Annotated in this window: 9 protein-coding genes; 6 read left to right on the top strand and 3 right to left on the bottom strand. The window is 59.6% G+C overall.

Annotation, left to right across the window (positions count from 1 at the left end; all coding sequences use genetic code 11):
* The first annotated feature begins 82 nt into the window (after positions 1–82).
* The 6 genes from KGA98_RS21060 to KGA98_RS21035 all read left to right on the top strand — a co-directional run bounded on the left by KGA98_RS21060 (position 83) and on the right by KGA98_RS21035 (position 8,265).
* Positions 83–1,216 carry a response regulator gene (locus KGA98_RS21060; protein WP_150813700.1) on the top strand — a complete coding sequence of 378 codons (1,134 nt, stop codon included), beginning with the start codon at positions 83–85 and terminating at the stop codon, positions 1,214–1,216.
* 56 nt (positions 1,217–1,272) lie between these two features.
* The gene (locus tag KGA98_RS21055; RefSeq protein WP_057715344.1) at positions 1,273–2,013 is read left to right on the top strand and encodes a Mut7-C RNAse domain-containing protein; all 741 of its coding nucleotides are present in this window, start codon (positions 1,273–1,275) and stop codon (positions 2,011–2,013) included.
* A gap of 106 nt (positions 2,014–2,119) precedes the next feature.
* Entirely contained in the window at positions 2,120–4,246 is a 2,127-nt protein-coding gene (locus tag KGA98_RS21050; protein WP_223503586.1) for a TonB-dependent receptor family protein, read from the top strand.
* Between the two features lie 87 nt (positions 4,247–4,333).
* Positions 4,334–5,608: a flavohemoglobin expression-modulating QEGLA motif protein gene (locus tag KGA98_RS21045; protein ID WP_223503583.1), complete on the top strand. Its 1,275-nt coding sequence runs from the start codon at positions 4,334–4,336 to the stop codon at positions 5,606–5,608.
* Positions 5,609–5,773: 165 nt separating this feature from the next.
* Positions 5,774–7,333, top strand: a complete 1,560-nt coding sequence (locus KGA98_RS21040; protein ID WP_223503581.1) for a DUF3300 domain-containing protein — start codon at positions 5,774–5,776, stop codon at positions 7,331–7,333.
* Between the two features lie 80 nt (positions 7,334–7,413).
* Positions 7,414–8,265 (top strand): DUF2950 domain-containing protein, encoded by an 852-nt coding sequence (locus KGA98_RS21035; RefSeq protein WP_223503578.1) that lies wholly within the window; start codon positions 7,414–7,416, stop codon positions 8,263–8,265.
* 74 nt (positions 8,266–8,339) lie between these two features.
* Here KGA98_RS21035 and KGA98_RS21030 read toward each other — a convergent pair whose 3' ends face one another.
* The 3 genes from KGA98_RS21030 to KGA98_RS21020 all read right to left on the bottom strand — a co-directional run bounded on the left by KGA98_RS21030 (position 8,340) and on the right by KGA98_RS21020 (position 12,372).
* Positions 8,340–9,056: a TerC family protein gene (locus KGA98_RS21030; RefSeq protein ID WP_223503576.1), complete on the bottom strand. Its 717-nt coding sequence runs from the start codon at positions 9,054–9,056 to the stop codon at positions 8,340–8,342.
* A gap of 158 nt (positions 9,057–9,214) precedes the next feature.
* Entirely contained in the window at positions 9,215–10,738 is a 1,524-nt protein-coding gene (gpmI, locus tag KGA98_RS21025) for a 2,3-bisphosphoglycerate-independent phosphoglycerate mutase (protein WP_223503573.1), read from the bottom strand.
* 8 nt (positions 10,739–10,746) lie between these two features.
* A complete protein-coding gene (locus tag KGA98_RS21020) occupies positions 10,747–12,372 on the bottom strand; it encodes an NADP-dependent glyceraldehyde-3-phosphate dehydrogenase (protein ID WP_223503571.1) in 1,626 nt (541 codons plus the stop codon).
* Positions 12,373–12,379: the final 7 nt, after the last annotated feature.

Genomic DNA, 12,379 nt, shown 5'->3' with positions numbered 1-12,379 from the left:
GCAAAGTGCGCAAGGCCGGCTCGACTTTACCGGTGTTGCCGTAACGGCAAGAGGCGCTAACGCAAACCGAAGTGGCATAAATATGCAGCAGGAACCCCCGGTATTCAATGAAAGAGCCCAGGTGCGGCACCCGCTCCCGCCTGATGGCGTGCCAGCATCCGTGTTGCTGGTGGATGACAATCCCGCCAAGCTCACGGCGCTCGCCGCGGTGATTGCCGACATGGGCCTCGATATTGCCACGGCGACTTCCGGACGCGAGGCGCTGCGCCTGCTATTGCAGCGCGACTTCGCCGTCATTCTGCTCGACGTGAAAATGCCAGTGATGGACGGTTTTGAAACCGCTGCACTCATTCACGGCCGCCCGAAGTCGGCCCACACGCCCATTATCTTCGTCACGGCGGAGGCCGACACCGATTCCGAGCGTTTCCGCGGTTATACGGCCGGCGCAGTCGATTACATCTTCTCGCCGATTGTGGCCGAGGTTCTTCGCGCCAAGATCCAGGTGTTTGTCGACCTGTTCTACTTGCAGCGCAAACTGACGATGCAGGCCGAAGAATTGCTGCAATCGAAGCTGCAGCTGCGTGAACTGGCCTCCTATCAGGAGCACATCAAGGAAGAAGAGCGAAAGCGGATCGCACGGGACATCCATGACGAGCTGGGGCAGAGTCTGCTGGCGTTGCGAATCGATGTCTCCATGTTGCAGACGCGCACCAGTACCATGCACCCCAAGCTCAACGAAAAGGCCAGCGATGCTCTGAATCACCTCGATACAGCCATCCGCAGTGTCCGCAGTATCATCAATGATCTTCGGCCTCCCGTACTCGATCTGGGATTGCAGGCAGCGATCGAGTGGCAACTTGAAGAGTTCCGGCAGCGCAGCGCGATCGATTGCACGATGTCGGCGAAAGACGAAAACTTCCGTTGCGATCTGAATGAAAAATCCGCCACCACTCTGTTCCGCATCGTGCAGGAATCGCTGTCGAATATTGCCCGGCACGCGCAAGCGACACAGGTGCATATCGAACTCTCCAGGGAGGGTCGCCGGCTTTACCTGCAGATCAAAGACAACGGCGTAGGCATGACGGATCGCAAAAAACTGAACTCGTTCGGGTTGGTGGGGATGAAGGAACGCATCAGCATGCTGGGCGGGGAGTTCACGATCGACAGCGCACCGGACAAAGGAACGAGATTAACGATATCGCTGCCACTGGACTGACCCGGCTGGCATCAACACCAGAACAACCACACTGCAGCCCTGCCATACTGTTCAACATGACCAGTGCAACTTTCCGCTTCTACGAGGAGCTCAACGATTTCCTGCCGGCCGAACGGCGGCGGCAACCCTTCACCTGTGAGTGCGCGCAAGGGGCGACGGTCAAGCACATGATCGAGGCGCTCGGGATACCGCACACCGAGGTCGAACTGGTGCTGCTCAACGGCGAGTCGGTGGGCCTGGAGCGGGTGATCCTCGACAATGACCGGCTGGCGGTGTATCCCAAGTTCGAAGCGCTGGACATCAGCCCGCTGCTCAAGGTTCGTGCGCAACCTTTACGGGTGCTGCGTTTCGTCGCGGATGCGCACCTTGGCGGGCTGGCCAGCCTGCTGCGCATGAGCGGCTTCGACACCCTCTACGACAATGGCTTCGAGGATAGCGAGATCGCCGAGATCGCTGCGCAGCAAGGACGCATCGTACTGACCCGCGACCGCGAACTGCTCAAGCGGCGAATCATCAGCCACGGCTGTTATGTGCATGCCCTGAAACCGTCGCTGCAGCTGCGCGAATTGTACGAGCGCCTCGACCTGGCGCGTAGTGCGCGGCCATTCAGCCTGTGCCTGCATTGCAACCTGCCGCTGCACGAGATCAGCCTGGAACTGGCCCGGACGCAGGTGCCGCCACGCATTGGCGTCCTCTATTCGCACTTCCTGCGCTGCGACGCCTGCCAACGGGTTTACTGGGAGGGCTCGCACTGGCGCGGTATGTGCGCATTGCTGGCACCGCTGCTGAATCGATAGCCGCCAGCCCTTGGCGGGCAAAATAACAAAATTGCCATGTGCTCCCTTCGTTCCTTCTTGCGTCGCACTGTTCATTGCCCGTTCCCGTACGTCTGGAGTTTTCCCAATGCCCTCGCCTCATTCCTTGCCCGCTGCGCTGCTGGGCCTGGCCCTTGTTTGTCCGGCCATGACCGAGGCTCAGGGCCTGGAGCTGGGACAAGTGCTGATTGGCGCTGAGGACCAGAGCGACGAAGACCAGGGGATCGAGGACGCCAGGGCCCGGCTGGCCCAGGTGCCCGGCGGCACCAACGTGGTCGACATGCGCCGTCCGTTGCAGGGCCGCGTGGCCAGCAATCAGGATGTGCTGGCTTACCAGCCGGGGATCTATGCCCAGTCGGCGGGCAACGAAGGGGTGAAGATTTCGATCCGCGGATCGGGGATCAACCGTGCACCGGGCGCCCATGCCTCGGGTCTGTACGCCATGCTCGACGGTCTGCCGCTGACCGGCCCCGGCGGCACGCCCTATGAATTGCTGGAACCGCTGTGGCTCGACCATGTGCAAGTGCTGCGCGGCGCCAACGGATTCGACCGGGGCGCCCTGGCTCTGGGCGGTGCAATCGATTACGTCAGCCATACCGGCTACAACGCGCCGAAGTTGCAGGTACGCTACGCAACGGGCAGTCACGGCTATCAGCAGCGCCAAGTCAGCTCCGGACAGGTGCTCGGCGCCTTCGATTACTACGTGGCCATGACCGACGCCAACGCCGACGGCTATCAGGACCACACGGCCAGCGAGAGCCAGGGTGTCATCGCCAACTTCGGCTATCGCTTCAACCCCAATCTGGAAACACGCTTCTACCTGCGTCACCGCCAGACCGACAACGACCTCGCGGGACGGGTGACCAAACACTCCATCGAGCACAACCCACGGGCGGCCAACCCTGCCTACGTGGCGCGGGACGACCGCCGCGACGAGCCGGGCAGCACCTTTATCGGCAACAAGACCACCTGGTACATCGATGACGATTCGAGCATCCAGACCGGCCTTGTCTACCACGACTATCCCATGGACCTGAGCGAGGGCCCCAACCGCCTGAAGGTGGCGTACACGGATGTCAGCGGCACGTTCGACTACAAGCGTCGCGACACGCTCTGGGGGCTGGAAAGCCAAAGCACCCTGGGCCTGCGAGTGACCAAACACCTGCCCAACGCCGGTGCCAGCGAGTTCGTGCGCATCCCCGCCGGCAACACCGCCGGTTACGCACCGGGCACGCTGATTCGCAACTTCACCTACCAGGGCTCGGACACGGTCCTGCATGTCGGCAATGACCTGGAGATCGCCGACGACCTGTGGCTGACCACCGGCCTTGCCGCGATCTACACCCGCCGTGAAAGCGCTGTCACCTACCCGCAAGAAGGTGGCAAGACCAGCCTGCACGACTGGGACTACGCCCCGCGCGTGGGCCTGCGTTACCAACTGACACCGGACCTGCAACTGTTCGGCAATCTCAGCCGCTCGGTCGAGGCACCACACCCGTGGTCGCTGATCTATAGCTCGAACATCCGATTCCCCGCCGGCAGTGGCGTCGCCACGGGCGCCCAGCGCGAACCGGTCACGCTGCAAAACCAGACCGCCACCACCCTGGAAATCGGTGGCCGTGGGGACAGCACGCTGGGGCAGTGGAGCCTGGCCTGGTACTACGCCCAGGTGCGCCACGAATTGCTTTCGGTGCTGCCGGACGCCAACGCCACCACGCCCTACGAGCTCAACGCCAGCCCGACCGTGCACCAGGGCGTGGAAGCCAGCCTGCTGAGCCCCCTCTGGTCGCCGGACGATGGCGGCCAATTGAGCCTGCGCCAGAGCTATACCTTCAGTGACTTCCACTACCGCGACGATGAGCGCTTCGGCGACAACCGCCTGCCGGGCCTGCCGATGCACTATTACCAGGGCGAACTGCGCTACGACTGGCCACAAGGCTTCTTCGCCGCGGTCAACACGCAATGGGTGTCGAAGGTGGCCGTCGATTACGCCAACAGCTTCTACGCCGATCCCTATGCCATATTCGGCGCGACCTTGGGCTACAACGCGCCCAAGGGCGACTGGCAGACCTGGCTGGACCTGCGCAACCTGACCGACAAGCACTATGCCGCCACGGTCACGCCGGGCTACGACGACAAAGGGCTGGACGCGGCACGATCCACCCCCGGTGAGGGCATGGCAATGTACATCGGGGTGTCGTGGAGCCTGCTCTGAGGCCGTTTTCCTCACTTCGTAAACGCACACAACCGCGCGCGACGACTAAGCTTTTGTAACGTCACTTCGTCCCTCAAGGAGCTATCCATGAGCGCCGCCCTGTCCGAACTCGATGCCGCCCTGCCCGGCCTGACCCGCAAGATCCGCGTGCTGGATGCCCTGTCCTGGCCGGACGGCGTCGAGGAAGACTTCCTGGCGAAATGGCGCGGCGGGCGGGCCGAGTTACCCAAGGTCCAGTTGCAGCCCCGCGACCACAGCGCCGACATCGCCGCCCTGGAAACCTTTATCCGCCGTTGCGATGTGGGGCATCCGGCCGGCAATTACCTGGCCATGACCGCCCGTAGCTATGCCACGGCCGGACACATGCTGGGAGCCATCGGTACTCCCGCCTTTACGCAGTATTCATCCGCGCTGTACCGGCGCCCGGATTTCTATTACACACGCCTGCAATTAAGCATGCTTGACGCGGCCCGGTTCTTCCTCAAGACCACCGACGCGCTGCTGGGCAGTGCGCGGATTCCACCCTGCCCGGCCGAGATCCCGGCCAAGGCGTTCGCCGCCTGGATTCAACCGGAACTGGACCGATTCTTCGGCGTCGGACAAATCACGGTCGTGCTCGATCCGAACCTGGCCGCCAAGGCCATCGCCGGATCGAGCCGCATTCGCCTGCGGGCCAGCGCGCTGTTCTCGGAACTGGACAAGCATCAGCTGTTGCAACACGAGGCGTTCGTGCATGTCGCCACGGCACAGAACGGCGCGCGCCAGCCCAACCTCACCAGCCTGGGCCTGGGGGCGCCCCGCACCACCCAGACCCAGGAAGGCATTGCCACCCTGGCCGAACTGTTCACCGGCAGCATGGACATCAACCGCCTGCGGCGCCTGGCCTTGCGCGTGCTCGCCGTCCAGCAGGCACTGGAGGGTGCGGATTTCATCCAGGTGTTCGAAGGTTTTCTGGCGGCCGGACAGACAGAAGAGGAATCCTTTCGCTCAACCCAACGGGTGTTCCGCGGTGCCGACCTGCGGGGCGGCTCGGCGTTCACCAAGGACGCCGCCTACCTGACCGGGTTGCTCGGCGTCCACACCCTGCTGCGCATTGCTATCCGCGATAACCGGCCGGAACTGATCGGGCATCTGTTTGCAGGGCGCCTCAGCCTGGCTGACACCATGCGCCTGGCGCCCCTGTTCGAGTCTGGCTGGCTCAAGGGGCCGGTCTATCTTCCGGCCTGGGCCAGCGACCTGCGCCTGCTGGCCGCCAACCTGGCCTTCTCGGCGTTCATCGCCCAGATCAAGCTGGAGGTGCTGGACCTGGATGTGTTCATGGCATTCGCCGAAGAACACGAAAGCGATGCCAGTGCACGTTGACAAGGAACAGGATCACACCGTTTTAAACTCAACCTGGTTTTTTAAAATCAACTGCTACCATTAGGAAGCGGTGTCGAGGCCAGGCTCTGTGGCTTGCAAAGTCGGCTTCACCTGCCAGGGAATGATCCACTCATTTCAAGCCTGCCTGACCCCATGGGGGGTGCAATGCACAATCCATTACTTTACGCGTTGTCGGCCGTACTGTTCTTGAGCGGATCGTCCTGCCTGGCACTGGGTACGGATGGGACCGCTGCCGCACCGGCCCCGGTTCCGGCACCCGCCGCAGCCCCCGCACCGGCAAGCACAGCCAATGCAGCGCCCGTCGCCCCGGTGGCCAAGGACCCGGTATTCACCCAGGAACAACTGGATCAGATGCTGGCGCCCATTGCGCTTTACCCGGACCCACTGTTTGCACAGGTGCTGATGGCCACCACCTACCCCGGGGAAGTCGGGGAGGCGGTCAACTGGTCCAAAGCGCACCCGGACGCCAAGGGTGACGACGCGGTCAAACAGGTGGCGAACCAGCCCTGGGATCCGAGCGTGCAGGCACTGGTCGCCTTCCCGCAGGTTCTGGCATTGCTGGGACAGGATCCCGTCTGGGTCCAGCGCCTGGGTGATGCCTTCCTGGCGCAGCCCGACGATGTCATGGAAAGCGCGCAACGCTTGCGGCGCCAGGCACAGGCAGCCGGCAATCTGCAGAGCAACCAATATCAGAACGTGACGATCCAGAATGTCGCGGCACCGGCGACCACGACTGCGGCTCCAGCTCCAGCTCCAGCTCCAGCTCCAGCCCCTGAATCGGCCCCCGCCAGCAACTCCACCATCATCATTCAGCCTGCCGATCCGCAGGTGGTGTACGTCCCCACCTATAACCCGACAACCACCTACGGCACCTGGCCGTACCCGGCGTCGCCGCCCGCGTACTATCCACCGCCGCCGGCCTATTACCCTGGTCAGGCCCTGATGGCCGGACTCGCGTTCGGTGCCGGAGTGGCGATCATTGGATCGTTGTGGGGTGAATGTGACTGGGGCAATAACGACATCGACATCGACGTCAATCGCTACAACAACATCAATGCCAACAACCGGATCACCAACAACAAATGGCAACACAACCCGGTGCACCGTAATGGCATGCCCTATCGAGACAACGCAAGCCGCGCACAGTACGGCCGCCAACTCAACGGTGCCAATCAGCGTGAAGCCTATCGCGGGGACAATGCCCAACGCGCCCAGGCCCGTGAAAATGCCCGCACCTCAATGGACAGGCACGGTATCGAACGACCTGCCACCAGCAACCGCGAAGCCCGTGATCAAACACGCAAACTCCAGTCCGGGGCCTCGGGCGGCGACCGGTTACAGGCCGGTGCAGACAGACCGAAAGCGGCGGACAGAAGCCAGGGCACGGCCAGGAACACCCGGGAGAATCAGCAGCCCCGGCGAGAGACCCAGCAACCCAGGAACCAGAGCGCCCAGTTGAATCAGCGCAGAGAAGGCTCCGCGCAGACGCGGCAAGCGACGAATAAACGGCCTGCCGCCAGTGCCGGCAGTGCCCGCAACAATGCGTTCGCCGGCGCACGCTCACCGTCCCAGGCCAACGTCCAGGCCAATCGTGGCCGGGCCAGCCAGGTTTCCGCCCAACGCCCCAGTGCTTCGCGATCAGCCGGCCACCAGGTCAGCCGGCCGTCCAATCCACCATCGCGTCAAAGGGGGGGCCGTCGTTGAACAACCATCCTCGATTGAAGGGACTCACGGGCTTGCTCCCTCATGTCCTGGTTATAGCCGCCGGCTTGTTGTGGTCGTGCATGGCGACGGCACAGCAGGCCTTTCCAACCCCGGAAAAGGCCGCGGAAGCCTTTGTCGAAGCACTGGGCACGGAACACGCCGACCAGGCACGCCTGACCGAACTGCTGGGCAATGACTGGCACAATTACATCCCCCGCGAAGGCGTGCAGCGCAAAGATGTGGATGCATTCTTGCAGCAGTACCGCGAGCAACACCACTTTGAAAACACCAGTGACCGCAAGGCTGTCCTGGCGGTCGGCAGTGAGAACTGGACACTGCCTATCCCCCTTACAAAGAACGAGAACGGTTGGCGCTTCGACATGAAGGCCGGCAGTGCAGAGATCCGTGCACGTCAAATCGGCCGCAATGAACTTGCCGCGGTGCAATCGGTGCTGGCCTATCACGACGCCCAGATGGACTATGCGTCAGTGGATCGGGACGATGATGGCGCACTCGAGTATGCGCAGAAAATCTTCAGCACCCCCGGCATGCACGACGGACTCTATTGGGCCGAAGACGACAGCGGCCAGATCAGCCCGCTGGGGCCTTCGTTCGGCAAAGCCATTGCCGATGAAGAGTGGCATGGCTATCGCTTCCGCATCCTTCATGGCCAGGGTCCTTCGGCACCGGGTGGCGCCTACAGCTACCTCATCGGTGACAAGATGAGCCGCGGCTTTGCGCTGATCGCCTGGCCGGCAAAGTACAACGACACCGGTGTGATGAGTTTCATGATCAGTCATGAAGGCCAGGTATTCGAAAAAGACCTGGGGCCCGAAGGTGAAAAACTGGCGCTGGCGATGAAACGCTTTGATCCGGATGACAGCTGGAAAGAGGTGGCTGAAGATCAGGCCCCAATTGTCACGATGCATTGACACGTTGTCACGATGACCTGACATGAGAACTGTGGATTGCTGAAACGAGGCGTCCTTGCCCCGTTTTCAATGATTCATGCAGGCTTTTGTATCCTGAACCGAATATTCAATGCTTCGACCGCCAGCGAAAAAGCCATGGCAAAGTAAACATAGCCTTTTGGTACGTGCTGCCCCATGGCGTCTGCGATGAGCACGACGCCCACGACATTCAAAAATGCCAGGGCAAGCATTTTCAAACTCGGGTGCTTATCGATAAATGCGCTGATCGCTCCGGCAGCCAGCATCATGATCAGCACAGCGACCACAATGGCAGCGATCATCACCGGTACGTGAGAGACCATACCAACCGCCGTGATGACCGAATCCAGGGAAAAGACAATATCGATGATTGCGATCTGAATGATCGTGCTCAGAAAGCCCGCGCCTTTCTTGCCAAACGCTGACTCGCCCTCCTCGGCACCTTCCAACTCCTGGAAAATTTCGCTGCTGCTTTTCCACAACAGAAACAATCCACCGAAAAACAGAATCAAATCACGGCCTGATATCCCTTGATCAAAGACATGAAAGAGATCAGCCGTCAGGCGCATGATCCAGGTGATGGACAGCAGTAAAAGAATGCGAGTGACCATGGCCAGGGCCAAGCCAAAAAAACGTGTTTTCGGCTGCATTGCTTTCGGCATGCGGCTGACCAGAATCGAAATCATGATGATGTTGTCGATACCCAAAACAATTTCCAACACTGTCAGGGTAAAAAACGCGATCCAGATTTCCGGATTGAGAAACCATTCCATAACTTCATAACTCTCGATTGCCCAGAAAAAAAGGCACTACCAAAACTGGCAATGCCCGCATGCTCAAATGAGCGAGTCGTGTTAAGCCACATCGCCTCGACGGGGGCGACCAAACCAATCGTCGGTGCGGCGATGCACTGATGGCACCTGTAAGCCAATCAGACGGTAAGAAGTGAGTTGCCATCCATCTCAGACGGAATCGGCAAGCTCAGCATCTGCAACAAGGTAGGAGCGATATCGCACAACCGGCCATTCTTCAGTCCCTCTCGGCCAGGTTGCTCACTGACCAGAATCAGCGGAACGGGATTCAAGGTATGAGCCGTGTGTGCCTGGCCAGACTCGATGTCGAGCATTTGTTCGACATTGCCGTGGTCGGCTGTAATCAGGCATTCACCGCCGGCGGCGAGGGTTGCTTCCACCACCCGGCGCAGACATTCATCGAGCACCTCAACCGCCTTGACGGCTGCGTCAAAGGAGCCGGTATGACCCACCATATCGCCGTTGGCATAGTTGCAAACGATCAGATCGAATGCGCCGCCAGCGATGGCGTTGACCAACTTGTCCGTCAACAGGGGGGCGCTCATCTCAGGCTGAAGATCGTAGGAAGCAACGTCAGGAGAAGGAATCAGGATTCGCTCCTCCCCCTCAAAAGGCTGCTCTCTACCGCCGTTGAAAAAGAACGTCACATGGGCGTACTTCTCGGTTTCAGCAATGCGCAATTGCGTCTTCCCAAGAATGGCCAAGTGTTCCCCCAAGCTGTTGCTGATCGCCTCCGGAGCGAATGCCCATGGGCAGTCCAACTCTTCGGAATACCGGGTCAATGTCAGCAGCCGATCCTTTGGCAAAACAAAAGGTCGTTCAAACCCTTCGAATTCGGGCTTGATCAATGCTTGGGTCAATTCGCGTGCACGATCAGGTCGAAAGTTCATGAAGATCATCGCGTCATCGGGGCCGACACTGACAGGTTGCCCAATCGTTGTCGGCTTGACGAACTCATCCGATTCACCACGTTCGTAAGCCGCTGACAAAGCTTCAGTAGCGGTTGCCACTTGATGTTCAGCATTCGCCGAAACAATCAGGCGGTAAGCGGTTTCGATCCGCGGCCAGCGGTTATCGCGATCCATTGCATAGTAACGACCGACCAACGAGACAATCCGCCCCGCGCCCAAGCGAGCGAATTCACTCTCCAAGGCATCCAGCGATGCCTGCGCGCTCTTGGGCGGAGTGTCTCGGCCATCTAGAAATCCGTGCACATAGATTTTTTCGACACCCTGCTCAACGAGGCAACCGCATGCCGCGACAATCTGATCGATGTGGCCATGAACACCGCCGGGGGAAAGCAGCCCTAAGACGTGTACAGCACCATCGCGCGTTTTTACTCCCTGGAGTAATTCCAACAACGCTGGGTTGCTAGAGAACTCTCCATCCGCGAGAGCTTTATCAATCCGGGTCAGGCTCTGGTACACCACACGACCTGCTCCCAGGTTCATGTGGCCTACTTCGGAATTCCCCATCTGACCTTGAGGAAGGCCTACCGCCAGACCTGATGTTTCGATTTGGCTGTTCGCATAGCGCTCAAGCAGCGCATCAAACGTTGGCTTTTTGGCTGCTGCAAAAGCGTTCGAGTCAGTTGCCTGACGAATGCCGACACCGTCGAGGATAATCAAAGAGCGCGTAGTCATCACTCCCCCTAGAAGATGTAATCAGTGGTCAAGAAACTCGACTCACGATTTCGGATGATGTCGCTGACCAGCTCTTTGTTGCTCTCCTGGAACTTGGTGGCGACTAGCGTTCGGATGGAGAACACCCGCAAGGCGTCGTCGACGGACAGTGTCCCTTCAGCTGAGTTTTTACGCCCGTTGAATGGAAAACTGTCCGGCCCACGCTGGCATTGAGCGTTGATGTTGATACGCCCGACCTGGTTTGCAAATGCATCGACCAGACGACCAACTTGCGCTGAATTGTTGCCGAAGATACTCAACTGCTGGCCGAAATCTGAATCGAGGACATAGTTGATAACTGTCTCCAGATCGCGATAGACCACCACCGGCACTACGGGCCCGAACTGCTCCTCGTGGTACACGCGCATGTCAGATGTCACTGGGTACAACAAGGCCGGGTAGAAGAATGTTTCGCAGACTTCACCGCCACCAGCATTGACTACTTTGGCACCTTTGCTCACCGCGTCGTTTACCAGACCAGTGAGAAAGTCAGTCTTGCCTGGCTCCGGCAGTGGAGTTAATGCCACACCTGCCTCCCAAGGCATGCCCGGTTTCAGCTGTGCAAGCTTCGACTGAAATTTATCCAGGAAAGCGTCCACGACGGTTTCATGGACGAACAGGATTTTTAGTGCGGTACAACGCTGACCATTGAACGAAAGCGACCCGGTTACAGCCTCCGCGACTGCGTTATCCAAATCGACATCAGGCAGGATGATGCCTGGGTTTTTCGCATCCAGCCCGAGCGCGGCACGCAGGCGGTGCGGCTTCGGGTGCAGTTTTTTGAGATCACTGGCAGCCTTGTTGGTACCGATGAAGGCAAAGACATCGATCTTGCCGCTGGCCATCAAAGCGCTGACGGTTTCTCGGCCGCTACCGTAGATGATGTTGATGACCCCTGCCGGAAAGCTGTCACGGAACGCTTCTAGCAAAGGCCGAATCAGCAACACACCAAACTTGGCGGGTTTGAACACGACGGTGTTGCCCATGATCAAAGCCGGGATCAACGTAGTGAACGTCTCGTTCAGGGGATAGTTGTACGGCCCCATGCACAGCGTCACACCCAAGGGAACGCGGCGAATCTGCCCCAAGGTGTCTTGCTCAAGCTCGAAACGGCTGGAACGACGATCCAGCTCCTTCAGCGCATTGATGGTGTCGACGATGTAATCGCAGGTGCGATCGAACTCTTTCTCCGAGTCCTTCAGGTTCTTGCCGATCTCCCACATCAACAACTTCACCACGGCTTCGCGTTGTTCACGCATACGCTTGAGGAAAGCCTCGACATGACGAATACGCTCGACCACACGCATGGTCGGCCACGCGCCTTGACCGCGATCATATGCCTGCACCGCAGCATCCAGTGCAGTCATGGCAGTTTGCGCGTCCAACAGCGGAGTGCTACCCAAAATTACGGACTCGTATCCTGATTCTTTTTTCAGGCACACAGGACTACGAACCGGAGCTAATGGACCGTCCCACAATCGCAGCTCGCCATTAACGAGATAGTCGCGCTGTTCGATGGCCGGTCCTGGACGGAAAGCAGCAGGGATTTCGTCAGCGCTCGGAAACAGTGCTTCAAGTCGATTGTTTAAAGACATTTTTTAT

Source organism: Pseudomonas sp. BF-R-24, assembly GCF_019947335.1.
Lineage (GTDB): Bacteria > Pseudomonadota > Gammaproteobacteria > Pseudomonadales > Pseudomonadaceae > Aquipseudomonas > Aquipseudomonas jessenii.
The sequence above is the reverse complement of the archived record's forward strand: the minus strand, read 5'-3'. Positions and strand labels throughout refer to the sequence as shown.